Origin of the sequence: Janthinobacterium paucivorans (assembly GCF_051380805.1) — a bacterium.
Classification (GTDB): Bacteria; Pseudomonadota; Gammaproteobacteria; order Burkholderiales; family Burkholderiaceae_D; genus Janthinobacterium; species Janthinobacterium lividum_D.
In genome coordinates, this window is record NZ_JBNYXR010000004.1 from 252291 (window position 1) to 267350 (window position 15060).

Annotated in this window: 13 protein-coding genes; 6 read left to right on the forward strand and 7 right to left on the reverse strand. The window is 62.0% G+C overall.

Going from position 1 to position 15060, the window contains the following annotated elements; translation table 11 throughout:
* Positions 1-63 precede the first annotated feature (63 nt).
* Positions 64-1164: a recombinase RecA gene (gene recA, locus ACQ4V8_RS07255; RefSeq protein ID WP_010401651.1), complete on the reverse strand. Its 1101-nt coding sequence runs from the start codon at positions 1162-1164 to the stop codon at positions 64-66.
* 249 nt (positions 1165-1413) lie between these two features.
* Between recA and ACQ4V8_RS07260 the strand changes: the two genes are divergently transcribed.
* The 6 genes from ACQ4V8_RS07260 to ACQ4V8_RS07285 are packed head-to-tail and all read left to right on the forward strand — an operon-like array spanning position 1414 to position 9349.
* Positions 1414-2148 (forward strand): response regulator, encoded by a 735-nt coding sequence (locus ACQ4V8_RS07260; protein WP_010401652.1) that lies wholly within the window; start codon positions 1414-1416, stop codon positions 2146-2148.
* Positions 2145-3677 carry a sensor histidine kinase gene (locus tag ACQ4V8_RS07265; protein WP_280721114.1) on the forward strand — a complete coding sequence of 511 codons (1533 nt, stop codon included), beginning with the start codon at positions 2145-2147 and terminating at the stop codon, positions 3675-3677. The genes ACQ4V8_RS07260 and ACQ4V8_RS07265 overlap by 4 nt, the downstream gene beginning before the upstream one ends.
* Complete coding sequence (locus ACQ4V8_RS07270; protein WP_010401656.1) at positions 3670-3984, forward strand: DUF4212 domain-containing protein; 315 nt, start codon at positions 3670-3672, stop codon at positions 3982-3984. The genes ACQ4V8_RS07265 and ACQ4V8_RS07270 overlap by 8 nt, the downstream gene beginning before the upstream one ends.
* Entirely contained in the window at positions 3981-6029 is a 2049-nt protein-coding gene (locus tag ACQ4V8_RS07275) for a sodium:solute symporter family protein (RefSeq protein WP_436571144.1), read from the forward strand. Before ACQ4V8_RS07270 ends, ACQ4V8_RS07275 begins: the two co-directional genes overlap by 4 nt.
* A gap of 41 nt (positions 6030-6070) precedes the next feature.
* On the forward strand, positions 6071-8089 hold the full coding sequence (locus tag ACQ4V8_RS07280; protein ID WP_436571145.1) for an alpha/beta hydrolase family protein: 2019 nt from the start codon (positions 6071-6073) through the stop codon (positions 8087-8089).
* A 33-nt stretch (positions 8090-8122) separates the two neighbouring features.
* Positions 8123-9349, forward strand: coding sequence for a 6-phosphofructokinase (locus ACQ4V8_RS07285; RefSeq protein ID WP_070346159.1), 1227 nt, complete (start codon positions 8123-8125; stop codon positions 9347-9349).
* A gap of 177 nt (positions 9350-9526) precedes the next feature.
* Here the strand turns inward: ACQ4V8_RS07285 and panB are convergent, their stop codons facing one another.
* The 6 genes from panB to ACQ4V8_RS07315 form a co-directional block, all read right to left on the reverse strand.
* Positions 9527-10402: a 3-methyl-2-oxobutanoate hydroxymethyltransferase gene (gene panB / locus ACQ4V8_RS07290; protein WP_010401664.1), complete on the reverse strand. Its 876-nt coding sequence runs from the start codon at positions 10400-10402 to the stop codon at positions 9527-9529.
* A 109-nt stretch (positions 10403-10511) separates the two neighbouring features.
* Positions 10512-11000, reverse strand: a complete 489-nt coding sequence (gene folK, locus ACQ4V8_RS07295; RefSeq protein ID WP_436571168.1) for a 2-amino-4-hydroxy-6-hydroxymethyldihydropteridine diphosphokinase — start codon at positions 10998-11000, stop codon at positions 10512-10514.
* Complete coding sequence (pcnB, locus tag ACQ4V8_RS07300) at positions 11000-12382, reverse strand: polynucleotide adenylyltransferase PcnB (RefSeq protein WP_010401667.1); 1383 nt, start codon at positions 12380-12382, stop codon at positions 11000-11002. Before pcnB ends, folK begins: the two co-directional genes overlap by 1 nt.
* A complete protein-coding gene (locus ACQ4V8_RS07305) occupies positions 12375-13046 on the reverse strand; it encodes a histidinol-phosphatase (protein ID WP_436571169.1) in 672 nt (223 codons plus the stop codon). Before ACQ4V8_RS07305 ends, pcnB begins: the two co-directional genes overlap by 8 nt.
* The gene (hda, locus tag ACQ4V8_RS07310) at positions 13046-13714 is read right to left on the reverse strand and encodes a DnaA regulatory inactivator Hda (protein WP_010401672.1); all 669 of its coding nucleotides are present in this window, start codon (positions 13712-13714) and stop codon (positions 13046-13048) included. The genes ACQ4V8_RS07305 and hda overlap by 1 nt, the downstream gene beginning before the upstream one ends.
* A gap of 99 nt (positions 13715-13813) precedes the next feature.
* Positions 13814-14896 carry an AI-2E family transporter gene (locus tag ACQ4V8_RS07315; protein WP_010401673.1) on the reverse strand — a complete coding sequence of 361 codons (1083 nt, stop codon included), beginning with the start codon at positions 14894-14896 and terminating at the stop codon, positions 13814-13816.
* Positions 14897-15060: the final 164 nt, after the last annotated feature.

Below are 15060 nucleotides of genomic sequence, written 5' to 3' on the forward strand. Positions count from 1 at the left end.
GACAACATTGTTGACGTCTGTGGTGTTGTCGGATTAGGCGCGGCTTTGCCGCGCTAATCCGACCTACTCTGACTTGGCTTCCGCCTTGGCAGCCTTGTCGGCGGCTTTATCCGCTTTTTCCGGCTTTTCAGCCGCCAGCGGTGGCAGTTCGCGCACGCCCAGCGAAGCGCGGACCTTGTTTTCGATCTCGCGGGCCAGCGCCGGACGCTCTTGCAAGAAGGCACGGGCGTTGTCTTTGCCCTGGCCGATGCGTTCGCCGTTGTAGCTGTACCACGAACCGGATTTTTCCACGATCTTGGCATCCGAGCCCAGGTCCAGGATTTCGCCTTCGCGCGAAGTGCCGGCGCCGTACAGGATATCGAAGTGCGCTTCCTTGAACGGTGGCGCGATCTTGTTCTTGACGACCTTGACCTTGGTTTCGTTGCCGATCACTTCATCGCCGGACTTGATCGAGCCGGTGCGGCGGATATCGAGGCGCACGGAGGCGTAGAATTTCAGCGCGTTGCCGCCGGTAGTCGTTTCCGGGCTGCCGAACATCACGCCGATCTTCATGCGGATCTGGTTGATGAAGATGACCAGGGTATTGGTGCGGTTGATGGAACCGGTCAGCTTGCGCAGGGCTTGCGACATCAGGCGCGCTTGCAAGCCTGGCAGGGAATCGCCCATGTCGCCTTCGATCTCGGCGCGTGGCGTCAGTGCGGCCACGGAATCGATGACGACAAGGTCGACGCTGCCCGAACGCACGAGTGCGTCGCAGATTTCCAGCGCCTGCTCGCCCGTATCCGGTTGCGAGATCAGCAACTCATGCAGGTTCACGCCCAGTTTTTGGGCGTATCCGACGTCGAGTGCGTGCTCGGCATCGATAAAGGCGCAAGTGCCGCCAATTTTTTGCATTTCAGCAATGGTTTGCAGGGTCAGCGTGGTTTTACCCGACGATTCTGGACCGTAGATTTCCACTACGCGGCCGCGCGGCAAGCCGCCCACGCCCAGCGCGATATCGAGGCCGAGCGAACCAGTTGACACGACTTGCACTTCTTCGATCACCGCGCTGGCATCCATGCGCATGACCGAACCTTTGCCAAACTGCTTCTCGATCTGCGCCAGTGCGGCGGCCAGCGCCTTGGCTTTTTCCGATGCGGGTACTACAGCTTTTTTATCGTCCATATGTTCTTTCAGCCGTTCTACAGTTGCAGATTCAGTTGAATCGTGCAGCCTGCGATAGCGCCAGTGGGTTAAATTCTTTATACAGACAGTACTGTATAAAAAAACAGTGATCAATGCAAGCGGAACGTGGATTTGTTTTGAAACAGATCAATACAACCCTGGTTTTTCACAAAAACTATCCACCTTGCGGAAAATCAAACACAATACAGACTTCTGATGTCCTGAAGTTGCAAGCATAGGAAGTTCACCATGCGTATTTTACTTGCCGAAGATGACAGCGTGCTGGCCGATGGCCTGACCCGTTCGCTGCGCCAGTCCGGTTATGCAATCGACTACGTCAAGACCGGCCAGGAGGCCGATACTGCCCTGTCGACCCAGGAATTCGACCTGCTGATCCTCGACCTGGGCCTGCCGAAGATGTCCGGCCTGGAAGTGCTGCGCCGCCTGCGCGCGCGCGCCTCGCTGCTGCCGGTACTGATCCTGACGGCTGCCGATTCCATCGAGCAACGCGTGAATGGCCTCGACCTGGGTGCCGATGATTATATGGCCAAGCCGTTCGCCCTGTCAGAACTGGAGGCAAGAGTGCGCGCCCTGACGCGCCGTGGCGCCGGCGGCGGCGCGGCCATCATCAAGCACGGCCCCCTCAGCTACGACCAGGTGGGGCGCAGCGCCTACATCAACGAGCAGATGCTCGACCTGTCGGCGCGCGAACTGGGCTTACTGGAAATCCTGCTGGGCCGTACCGGCCGCCTCGTCTCGAAAGAGCAGCTGGTCGACCATTTGTGCGAATGGGGCGAAGAGGTGTCGAACAACGCCATCGAAGTGTATGTGCACCGTTTGCGCAAGAAGATCGAGGTCGGTGGCGTGCGCATCGCTACGGTGCGTGGCCTCGGCTATTGCCTGGAAAAATACTCGGAAGCGGCGCGCCTGAACGCCGAAGCGGGCGTGTCGGCCAGCCCGGCCAGCGGAGCCGCCAGCAAGTGAAGGCGCGCGAAGCGCCAGCGGACGAGGTGAACGACGACGACTGGTTCGAGCCGCCCACCACGGAGCAAGATGACAGCATCGAGCATTCGCTGTTCGGCGAAATCCTCGACTGGATGCTGGCGCCCTTGCTGCTGCTGTGGCCGATGAGCATCGCCATCACTTACCTGGTGGCCAAGGGCATCGCGAATCAACCGTTCGACCATGCGCTGGAAGACAGCGTGACGGTGCTGACGCAGCAGGTCAAGCAAGCCGATGGCGCGATGCTGCGCCGCATGCAGGACAAGAGCAGCAAGGGCCGCGACTTCCTGCGCGGCGACGATGTCGATACCTTGTATTACCTGGTCATGGGCGGGCAAGGCGAATACCTCGACGGCGACCGCGACTTGCCGCCGCCGCAAGAACCCGATAAATACCGCAGTGGCATGGTGCTGTTTCGCAACGACACCATCCACGGCACGCCCGTGCGGGTGGCGTTCACCTATCTCGACATGCCCTCCAGCATCGACGATGAACCGCGCCGCACGCTGGTGCAAGTGGCCGAAACGCTGGAAAAACGCGCCCAGCTGGCGAATGAAATCATCAAGGGCGTGATCTTGCCGCAGTTCATCATCCTGCCCGTGATCCTGGCCCTGGTCTGGTTTGCCCTGGCGCGCGGCCTGTCACCGCTGGCGCAATTGCAGGAACGCATACGCGCGCGACCACCGGATGACCTCTCCCCCATCGAATCGGGCCAGGTGCCCGAGGAAATCACGCCACTGGTCGCTTCGCTCAACGAGATGCTGGCGCGCTTATCTTTGTCCATCGACATGCAGAAACGCTTCATCGCCGACGCTGCGCACCAGATGAAGACACCGCTGGCCGGCATGCGCATGCAATCCGAACTGGCCCTGCGGCAAACCGACCACGACGAGATTCACCGCTCACTGCTGCAGTTGGCGAAAAGTTCGGAAGCGGCCACGCGCCTGGTGAATCAGCTGCTGGCCCTGGCACGCGCGGAAAACCAGCCGCAGGCCGGCACGGCATTTGCTCCCATCGAGCTGAGCGAACTGGCGCGCGGCGTGGTGCAGGACTGGGTGCAAGCCTCGTTTGCCCAGCATATCGACCTGGGATTCGAACAGCCCGCGTATTCGATCATGATTTCCGGCAATGCCATGATGCTGCGTGAACTGCTGAGTAATCTGATCGACAATGCCCTGCGCTACACGCCCACTGGCGGCAGCGTCACGGTGCGCGTGCGCAGCACCCTGGAACTGGCCATCCTGGAAGTGGAAGATACGGGTCCCGGCATACCGCAGGCCGAGCGGGAACACGTGTTCGAGCGCTTTTACCGCATTCTCGGCAGCAATGTCGACGGTAGCGGACTGGGCTTGGCCATCGTGCGCGAAATTGCTCAGCAGCATGGCGCCGAAGTCGATATTTTCAACAATCCGCGCGCCCACGCACCAAAGCTGCCGGGCACCCTGTTACGCCTGAGCATCGCCCTGCTGTTGCCCGATCCCCCCGAAGACGATGAGATCACGTATGGATAAGCCCAGCATTCCCGCGACACCGTTGCGGCCGGCGCGCGCACCGAGCCCCGAGCTGCAGGCGCGCCTCGATGTGCATTGGCAACAGACGCGGCGCCTGACGGCCATCCTGCTGCTGATCTGGCTGCTGACGGGCTTTCTGACCATATTTTATGCGCGCGAACTATTGCATCTGAACCTGTTCGGCTGGCCGCTGCCCTTCTATATGGCGGCCCAGGGCGCCTCGCTGGTCTACCTGGCCATCATTGCCTTCTATGCCTGGCGCATGCGGCGCCTGGACCGTGCTTTTCATGCCGAGGAGCAAAAATGAGCGGCCAGCGCAGCTTCTTTGCGCGGCTGTGCCGCTACTACCTGCTGTTTACCGCCGGTTTTGCCGCCTTCCTGCTGGCCCTGTCGGTACTCGAACAGGAAGGCATGCCGCGCGCCTGGATCGGCTACCTGTTCATGTTGGTCACCATCACCCTGTACGCCACCATCGGCGTCATCAGCCGCACCTCGAACGTCACCGAATACTATGTGGCAGGGCGCAGAGTGCCCGCCATGTTCAACGGCATGGCCACGGCCGCCGACTGGATTTCGGCCGCCAGCTTCATCAGCCTGGCCGGTGGCCTGTACCTGAACGGCTTCGACGGCCTGGCCTTCATCATGGGCTGGACGGGCGGCTATTGCCTGGTAGCACTCTTGATCGCGCCCTACCTGCGCAAGTTCAGCCAATACACGATCCCCGATTTCCTCGCCGCCCGCTATGCCAGCGGCACCGACAAGCGCGGCGCCAGCGTGCGCGTCGTGGCCGTGGCCGCCACCATCATCGTGTCGTTCACCTATGTCGTGGCGCAGATCTACGCCGTCGGCCTGATTGCCTCGCGCTTCACGGGCGTGGATTTTTCCGTCGGCATCTTCCTGGGCCTGGCCAGCATCCTGGTCTGCTCTTTTCTGGGTGGCATGCGCGCCATCACCTGGACGCAGGTGGCGCAGTACATCATCATCCTGGTCGCCTTTCTGATTCCCGCCATCTGGCTGTCGGTCAAGCATGCGGATAACCCCGTGCCGCAGATCGCTTACGGCAAAGTGTTGCCGCAACTGAGCGCACGCGAACACGTGCTGGAAACGGACCCGAAAGAAAACGAAGTGCGCGCCATCTTCCGCCAGCGCGCACAAAGCTACCAGGCGCGCATCGCCGGCTTGCCCGGCTCCTGGGAGCAAGGCCGCCTGACAGCCCAGCGCCAGCTCGATACTTTACGCCAGCGCAATACCTCGCTATTCGATATCCGCAACGCGGAGCGCTATCTGATTGCCTATCCGAAAAGCCCGGAGGAGGCACGCGTGCTGTGGCAGGCGATGCAGGCGCAGAATCAGAAACGCGCCGAACCGATCATTCCGCACGCGCAGCCGTTTCCCGCCGCCGACCGCGAGCAGTCCGACATCAAGCGCAACAATTTTCTGGCTCTCGTGTTTTGCATGATGCTGGGCACGGCTGCTCTGCCGCATATCCTGATGCGCTCCTACACCACGCCATCCGTGCACGAAACGCGCGTATCGGTCTTCTGGACCCTGTTTTTCATCTTGTTGATCTACCTCACGATTCCTGCGCTGGCCGTGCTGGTCAAGTACGATATTTACTCGGCACTGGTGGGTACGCAGTACACCAATCTGCCCACCTGGGTGTCGTACTGGGCCAATGTGGACAAGCTCAGTCCGCTGATCAGCATCGTCGACGTCAACCGCGACGGCATCGTGCAACTGGCGGAAATTTCCATCGACGCCGACGTGTTGGTGCTAGCCACGCCCGAGATCGCCGGCCTGCCCTATGTGATTTCCGGCCTGGTGGCGGCTGGCGGCTTGGCCGCCGCCCTGTCGACGGCGGACGGCTTGCTGCTGGCTATTTCAAATGCCCTCTCGCACGACATCTATTACAAGGTGGTCGATCCCAGCGCCTCGACGCAAAAACGCGTGACGATTTCAAAATTGCTGCTGCTGGCCGTGGCCTTCATCGCCGCCTATGCGGCCTCGCAAAAACCGGCCGACATCCTGTCGCTGGTGGGCGTGGCTTTTTCGCTGGCCGCCTCGACCCTGTTCGCGCCGCTGGTGCTGGGTGTCTTCTGGCAACGCGCCAATTACCAGGGCGCACTGGCCGGCATGCTGGCCGGCTTTGGCGTGTGCCTGTATTACATGCTGCACACCAGCGCCATGCTCGGTGGCAATGCCAGCGGTCAATGGTTTCATATCGCGCCCATTTCCGCCGGCATCTTCGGCGTACCGGTTGGCCTGGCCGCCGCCATCGTGGTCAGCTGGCTGACACCGGCACCGGCGCGCCGCAGCAAGGGACTGGTGGAGCATATCCGGGCACCGGAATGAACCTCTATATTTAAATTTTTCATTCCAGCTTAAAACACACTATGCCCCAGTCTCTCTTGCGTCTGCTACATGCCTTGGCCGCCTGCGCCAGCCTATTTGCCATCTCCGCACAAGCGCACACCGCCGTCGTACCGCCGCTGCCGGCTTTCTTCGCCAACCCGGAATTTAGCGCCCCCCAGCTGTCACCCGATGCGCGTCACCTGGCCGTAAAAGTGAGCGGCGCGAACAAGCGCGAACGGCTGGCCATCGTCAACCTGCTCGATAATAACATCAACATCGTGGCGCAATTTAGCAACGTCGATGTCGGTGACGTCGAATGGGTCAACAACGAGCGCCTGATCCTGAACACGCGCGACCGCCAGACGGCGCCCGGCGACCTGCGTTTCGGGCCGGGACTATTTGCCGTCAACCGAGACGGCAGCAACTTTCGCCAACTGGCCGCGCGCAGCGCCACGCCCGACGCCTCCACCTCGGTCTATAAATTGCTGCCATGGCATACCTACCTGATGGGACAGCGTGGGGCGCAGGATTCCCAGGCCGTGTATGTGCGCAGCACCGTGTACACCTCGACGGGCGAAGTCGACTATGAGGGCTTGCGGCAACTCGATACGCTCACGGGCCGCAGCACGAGCGTCAAGCCGCCGGGCAAGGTGCGCCGCTGGCTGCTCGACCAGCATGGCGAACCACGCCTGGCCGTAACCCGGGAGCGCAATATGGAAAGCATCATGTACCGAGAACCGGACGGCGGCGCCTGGCGCACGCTGGCGCAGTTCGACGCCTACCTCGGCGGCCCAGATGCCTTCACCCCGCTCTCCTTTGGCCCGGATGGCGCCCTGTACGTGAGCGCCCGCATGGGCAGCGATACGCTGTCCGTGCATGCCTACGACCTCGCCAACAGCCGCATCACACCCACGCCCATCATCTCGCTCGACGGCTATGATTTCAGCGGCAATCTGATCGTCCGGCAAGGCAAGTTGCTGGGTGTGCGCCACCTCAGCGATGCGCGCACCACGCGCTGGTTCGACCCCGCCATGGCAGCGACCCAGGCGCGCATCGACGCCCTGCTGCCAGCGACAATCAACCTGGTCTCGCTGGCGGCCCGCCCCACCACGCCCTTCATTCTGGTAACCTCGTATTCCGATCGGCAACCGGGCAAATTCTCGCTGTTCAATAGCGACACGGGCACGCTGAGCATCATCGGCGAAACGCAGCCGCTGATTCAGCCGGCGCAGATGAGCGAGCAGCAGTTGGTGCGCTACAAGACGCGCGATGGCCTGTCCATTCCAGCCTGGCTCACCGTGCCCGCCACGACTTCCGGCAAGCAGTTGCCGCTGGTCGTGCTCGTGCATGGTGGTCCGTATGTCCGCGGCAACTCCTGGCAATGGAATGCCGAAGTACAATTTCTTGCCTCGCGTGGCTATGCCGTGCTGCAACCGGAATTTCGCGGCAGCACAGGCTTTGGCGCCAAGCATTTTCGGGCCGGCTGGAAACAATGGGGCTTGAAGATGCAGGACGATCTTGCCGATGGCGCGCGCTGGGCCATCACCGAAGGGATCGCCGATCCGCGCCGTATCTGCATTGCCGGCGCCAGCTATGGCGGCTATGCTGCCCTGATGGGCCTGGTCAACGATCCCGACCTGTTCCGCTGCGCCGTCGACTGGGTGGGCGTGACCGACATTAACCTGCTGTATAGCGGCCATTGGAGCTTCAAGTCCGATCTCGGCGATGACTGGAAACAATACGGCATGCCCGAACTCATTGGCGACCGGACGGCCAACGCGGCCCAGTTCCAGGCCACCTCGCCCATCGCCCAGGCGGCGCGCATCACCCAGCCCCTATTGCTGGCATACGGCGCCGCCGACCAGCGGGTGCCGCTCTACCACGGCAAGCAGTTTTATGCGGCCGTCAAACAACACAACCGCGATGTCGAATGGGTGGTCTATGACGAGGAAGGCCATGGCTGGACGCTGCCAAAGAACCGCATCGACTTCTGGGGCCGGGTGGAAAAATTCCTCGACAGAATGATCGGAAAAGACAGCGCCGTGGCAAAAAAGGAGTAGGCTGGAAGGCCGTACCGTTTGCGAGGAGACCCCATGCCATCTGGAAAAATTCTTGTTGCCCAGGGAGGCGGCCCCACCGCCGTCATCAACCAGTCGCTGGTGGGCGTGGTGCTCGAATCGCGGCGCTTTCACCATGTCACGCGCGTGTATGGCGCGCTGCACGGCGTGCGTGGCATCGTCAATGAAGAGTTTGTTGATCTGACACAGGAAACCAGCCATAACCTGGAACTGGTGGCCGCCACGCCCTCATCGGCCCTCGGCTCCACGCGCGACAAGCCCGATATCGCCTACTGCCAGCAAATCTTCGAAGTGCTGCGCGCGCACGAGATCGAACACTTCTTCTATATCGGCGGCAATGACTCGTCCGACACGGTGCGCATCGTCAGCGAGGAAGCGCACAAGGCAGGCTACCCGCTGCGCTGTATCCACATCCCGAAAACCATCGACAACGACCTGGTGGGCAGCGACCACACGCCAGGCTTTCCCTCGGCCGCGCGTTTCGTCGCCCAGGCCTTCGCCGGCGCCAACCTCGACAATGCAGCCTTGCCTGGCGTATACGTGGGCGTGGTGATGGGCCGCCACGCGGGCTTTTTGACGGCCGCCTCGGCGCTGGGCAAGAAGTTCCCCGACGATGGCCCACACCTGATCTACCTGCCCGAACGCGTCTTCGTGCTCGATCAATTTATCGCCGACGTGAAAGCTGCATATGAAAAATACGGCCGCTGCGTGATCGCCGTCTCGGAGGGCATCCACGATGCCTCGGGCGAACCCATCGCCAGCCTGCTGGCCCAACAGGCTGGCGATGCGGTGGAGCGCGATGCGCACGGCAATGTGCAATTGTCGGGCACCGGCGCACTGGCCGACCTGCTATGCGATGCCATCAAGGCCAAGCTGGGCATCAAGCGCGTGCGCGGCGACACCTTCGGCTATCTGCAGCGTTCCTTCATCGGTTGCGTCTCTGATGTAGATCAACGCGAAGCGCGCGAAGTGGGCGAGAAGGCGGTGCAGTTCGCCATGTGGGGCGAGCGCGATGGCTCGGTCGCCATCAAGCGTACGGGCTTTTATTCCGTTGACTACGAGTTGCTGCCGCTGGCGGACGTGGCGGGCAAGACGCGCACCATGGAAGACGAATTCATCAGCGCCAGCGGCACGGACGTCACCGATGCCTTCCGGCTGTATCTGCGCCCGCTACTGGGTTCGGGCATGCCGGACGCCTTCCGCCTGCGGGCGGCCAAGGTGGCCAAGGTGCTGAAGCCCTAAATGCTTCTGCGCCAGCGATGGTAGTGACAGTGGCCGCAATGGTTGCTGACCACTGATCGTGCTGCTCGATGGCATGCCGATGGCGCTTTGGCGGACGGGCACGCTACGCACCAAAAAAATCGCCCCGACAGTTGTCGAGGCGAGATGCCCTGCATGGCCGGCGTCAGCAGCCGTGCATCAGAAGCAGTGTTCCTGTGCCGGGAAGCTGCCATCCTTGACCGCTTGCACATAGCCGGAGACGGCGGCGTCGATGCTGGCAGCGCCTTCCATGAAGTTGCGCACAAAACGCGCCTTGCGCCCTGGGAACACGCCCAGCATGTCGTGCATGACGAGTACCTGGCCCGAGCAGTCGGGACCGGCGCCGATGCCGATGGTCGGTATCGTCAGCATGTCGGTCACTTCCTTGCCCAGCTGCGTCGGCATCGCTTCCATCAGCACGATGGCGGCACCCGCGTTTTGCAGCGCCAGCGCGTCATTCTTGAGCTGTGCGGCACTTTCCGTGCTCTTGCCTTGCACCTTATAGCCGCCCAGCTGATGCACCGATTGCGGCGTCAGGCCGATGTGGGCGCAGATGGGGATGCCGCGCTCGGTAAGGAAACGGACAGTCTCGGCCAGCCAGGCACCGCCTTCGATCTTGACCATGTGCGCACCGGCTTGCATCAGGATGACGGCGTTGGCATAGGCTGTTTCGGGCGTGCCATACGCACCGAACGGCAAGTCGGACATGATCAAGGCCGACTTGGCGCCGCGCGCCACGGCAGCCGTGTGGTAGGCCAGTTCAGCCACGGTGACGGGCAGGGTCGAGTTATGGCCATTGCAGACCATGCCGAGCGAATCGCCGATCAGCAAGATCTCGACGCCGCAACGGTCCATCAGGGACGCGAAGCTGGCGTCATAGCAGGTCAGCATGGAAATCTTTTCGCCGGCGGCGCGCAGCGTGGCCAGCGTGTGGATGGTCACAGCCTTGTTGGCGACAGTCTTCGATGGCGCCGGCGCCGGGGTGGCGGCCTTGTCTTTTGCGGCCAGATCTGTTCCTTGCAAATAAGCGGACATAGGTATTCTCTAGAGTGTAAAGGGGGTGGTGCGACGACGATGCCGCTAGTGTAGTACTTTATGCGGCGTGCTGCAGCAGCGCCATTGTAGAGGATGGGCGCGAAACGGCTCAGAGCTGACTGATGGCCTGCTCAGCGACGCTTGCCAGGTAATCCCGCGCCGGTCCGAGGCCGGGCACGACGATGGCGGGCGCCAAGGCCAGCAGCGGCACCAGCACGAAGGCGCGCTCGGTGATGCGCGGATGGGGCACTGTCAGCGTGGCGCTGGCGATCTGCGCGTCGCCGTACAGCAGCAAGTCCAGGTCCAGCGTGCGCGGGGCGTTGCGGTAGGGCCGCTCGCGCCCGTGCGCCGCCTCGATGGCATGCAGCGCCAGCAGCAGCTCTTCGGCCGGCACTGTGGTCGAGATGCGCGCCACGGCGTTGATGTAGTCGTCACCGCTGGAAGCTATGGGTGCCGTGCGGTAGCTGGCCGAGGCGTCGAGCAAGCTGGTGCCGGGCAGGCGCGCCAGGCGCGCAATCGCATCCTGCACATTGGCCTGCGCCTCGCCCAGGTTGGCACCGATACCGATGTAAGCGGTGACGGGGGCAAGTGCGTCCATCATTCGTCGCCAGTGCTGCCCGTGCTGCTGCCGCCCGTGCCGCCCGTGCCACTCTTGCTGCGCGTGCTGCGGCGTGGCGGACGCTTCTTCTTGATGGCGCCCGGCGCGGCATTCGCGCTGACCAGCAAGGCTTCGCGCGTTTCCTCGTCGCCTTCATAAAACGCGGTCCACCATTCGCCGATCTCCATGTCGATCTCGCCCGAAGCGCAGCGCAGCAGCAGGAAGTCGTAGCCAGCACGGAAGCGCAGGTGTTCCAGCAATTTGTGCGGCGCCTTGCCGACGCGGCGCTCGAAGCGTGGCTGCATCGACCAGATGTCGCGCATGTCGGAGCCGATCTTGCGTTGCAAGGCCAGCTTTTCCGTTTGCGAGTCGAGCACGTCGTCGGCCGCCAGGTGCAGCGCGGGGATCGTCGACTCGCCGGCGGCGCGGTAAGCCGTCCATTTTTCCAGCACCTGGTGCCACAAGAGCGAGGCAAACAGAAAGCCTGGCGAGACGGTCTTGCCGGCGGCGATGCGGGCGTCCGTGGCGTCCAGCGCCAGGGTGACGAATTTCGCTCCCAGCGGCTGCTCCAGCACCACGTCGAGCAGCGGCAGCAAGCCGTGATGCAAGCCTTCCTTGCGCAGCTGCTGCAGGCAGGCCAGCGCGTGGCCGCTCATCAGGAGCTTCAGCATTTCGTCGAACACGCGCGGCGCGGGCACATTGTTGATCAGCGGCGCCATGATGGGAATCGGTGCCGCCGTATGCGGCTCGATGGTGAATTTCAGCTTGGCCGCAAAGCGCACCACGCGCAGCATGCGCACGGGATCTTCGCGGTAGCGTTCTTCCGGCTTGCCGATCATGCGCAGGGTCTGGGCGCGGATATCTTCCACGCCGCCGTGGTAATCGAGCACTTCCTGCGTGGCCGGGTTGTAGTACATGGCGTTGATGGTGAAGTCGCGGCGCAGCGCATCTTCGTGCTGCAAGCCGAAGGTATTGTCGCGCAGGACGCGGCCATGTTCATCCTTGGGCGCGGAATCGGCGCCGGCGCCGCGGAAGGTCGTCACTTCCAGCAAATCCTGGCCGAACATCACATGTACGATCTGGAAGCGCTTGCCGATGATGAAGGCGCGGCGGAACAAGCGCTTGACCTGTTCCGGCGTGGCGTTGGTGGCGATATCGAAGTCTTTCGGCTTCACGCCCAGCAGCAGGTCGCGCACGGCGCCGCCGACGACGAAGGCTTCGAAGCCCGCCTCCTGCAGGCTGCTGGTGACGCGGATGGCATTCGACGATACCAGTTTCGGGTCGATTCCGTGTTGCGCAGGACCGAGCACGACGGCGGCCGTGGTGTCGCGCGCTGCCTCTTTTTTAACGCCGAGGATCTTGCGGATGAATTTTTTAATCATTGAATAAGTGGAGTGATGGCCAGCCGTGGACGGTTGCATGTGCGCTCAAAGCGGTGTTGGGATTGGTCGCGACCGGATGGGTAACGACCGATAGCAAGGGAATGTCGTTGTGTGAATCGCTGTAAAAGTAGCTGCGCTCGAACTGCCCCAGCGCCTTGCCCATCTTGTCCAGCCAGGCATGGGTGTGGGTCAGCTTGCCCGCGCCCAGGGTCGGCGTGCCCAGCAGCTTGCCCGTGACGTTGCCTTCAGCGTCATATTCGGGCATGGCGGCCAGCAGGTGTTCGACACCCAGTGCCTCGGCGATGGGCTTGGTGATGAAATAGTTGGTGGCCGTGACGATGGCCAGCAAATCGCCTGCGTCCCGGTGCTGTTTCAGCAGCGCCAGCACTGCGGGGCGGATCGCCGGCAAGACCACTTCGGCCATGAATTGCTGGTGCAGCGCGTCCAGGCGTTCGCGCGGGAATTGCGCCAGGGTGCCGAGGGAAAATTCCAGGTATTGCACCGGGTCGAGCGTGCCGGCCTGGTATTGGGCGAAGAATTCATCGTTACGGCGGGTGAATTCGGTGGCATCCACGGCACCGATGCGTACCAGGAATTCGCCCCACTCGTGATCCGAGTCGATGGGCAGCAGGGTGTGGTCGAGGTCAAACAGGGCCAGATTCATCATTCTTTCGCTTCCGCCTGCAGCAACTCGCGCAACAATGGCAAGGTGATCGGGCGTTGGGTTTCCAGGGAGTAGAGGTCGAGAGAGTCCAGCATCGTCGACAGCGAACGCATGTCGCGCCGGAAATGGGACAGCAGATAGGGTAACACGCCCGGCGATAAGGTCAAGCCGCGGGTGGTGGCCGCCTGGGTCAGGGCGGCGATTTTTTCATCGTCGGTCAAGCCCTGGATCTGGTAAATCAAGCCCCAGCCCATGCGCGTGCGCAAGTCTTCGCGCACGGGCAGCACGGCCGGCGGCACGGCGCCGCTGCACACCATATAGGCTTTGTTGGCGCGGATTTCATTGAACAGTGCAAAGGCATCGATCTGCGCCAGCGGCGAGAGCTTTTCGCAGTCGTCGAGCAGATACAAATCGACCTCCGGCGAATACACGAATTCGGACTCGATCGAGAATGGAGAAATGTAGCGCGCGCGCTCGGTGCTGGCCAGGGCCTTGAGCAGATGGCTCTTGCCGGCGGCCAGTTCGCCCCACAGGTAAGCAAAATGTTCGCGCGCAGTGCGCGCGGCGAACTGACGCATCAACTGCGCCACTTCGGCATTCTGTCCCACCTCGAAGGTATCGAGGCTGTGCGCCTGGTCTGTGCCTAAATCGAGCACCAGTTGTTTCATGGCGTACGCCTTGTCCTGTTTTTCATTACTGCTTGAGCGTCGTCGTCGCTGTTGTTAGTTCGTTGTTAGTTTCGCATTGTAGCCGTATCGGGTACCCTGTCATGCATTATAGAAGCTGCTGGACAGGTAGTGGCGTCTTAGATGCTTAAAAGCGACCATCAGGACGGCCGAAGCGGGCAAAGCGAGCAAAACGCCGACGAAACCGAATAATTGTCCGAAGGCCAATAAGGCGAAGATGACGGCCAGGGGGTTCAGGCCGATGCGCTCGCCCACCAGGCGCGGCGTGAGGAAAAAGCCTTCGATGACCTGGCCACAGCCATAGATGACGGCCACGGCGATGACGCCGCTCCAGTCGGCAAACTGCAGCAGGGCGGCGATCAGGGCCAGCATCAGCCCCAGGCCGAAGCCCAAATAGGGGATGAAGACCAGCAAGCCGGTGATGATACCAACAGGCAATGCCACTTCAAAACCGGCGATGGCCAGCGCCACCGAGTAATACGTGGCCAGCACCAGCATGACGAGCAACTGGCCGCGCAGGTATTGCGCCAGCAGCGTATCGACTTCCTGCGCCATGCCCACCGTGCGCCCGACCCAGCGGCGCGGCACGGCGCCGGCGATGCGCGCCAGCATCGGATGCCAGTCCAGCAACAAGTAAAACAGCACCACGGGAATCAGCACCACGGTGGCCAGCCAGCCCAGCACGGCGGTGCCGCCGATGCGCGCCGAGGCCAGCACGGTGCTCCAGATTTCATCGCCACTGGTCGCCATCTGCTGGCTCAGCATGCGTTTGATGCCCGTGCCGTCAAGGCGCACGCGAATGCCCAGGTCGCGCAGTTTCGGCGCCAGCAACTCGTTGGCCTTGCTGAGAAATTGCGGGATCTGCGCCTGCAGCAGGGGGATTTCCTTTTGCAATACCGGCACGACGATCAGTACCAGCGCTGTCATGGCGAGGAAAAACAACACGACCACGAGCAGCACGGCCAGCGGACGGGGCACGTAAAAACGCTTGTAATGCAGGCGTTGCAATCGGTCCACGCCCGGATTGAGCACATAGGCGAGGATGGCGGCCGCCAGAAAGGGCGTCAGGATGGGGCCCAGGCTGACGAGCAGCAGCAAGAATGCCAGCCAGACCGCGATCCAAAATGCTGTTTGCTTCTGCTCTGCGCTGATCGGGAATGGCATGGCGTTGTACTTTTGCGTTAAAAAAAGGCAGTTAATTACGAAATAGCGGGGGCAGTTTGATAAAATAGCGTCTTGATCGACCGAATTCACCCGCTGGCACCCTGCCGCATGATGTTGAAAAACATGCTTGCGCGCGCGTGCCGGCGGGTATCCGCCTTCTATTT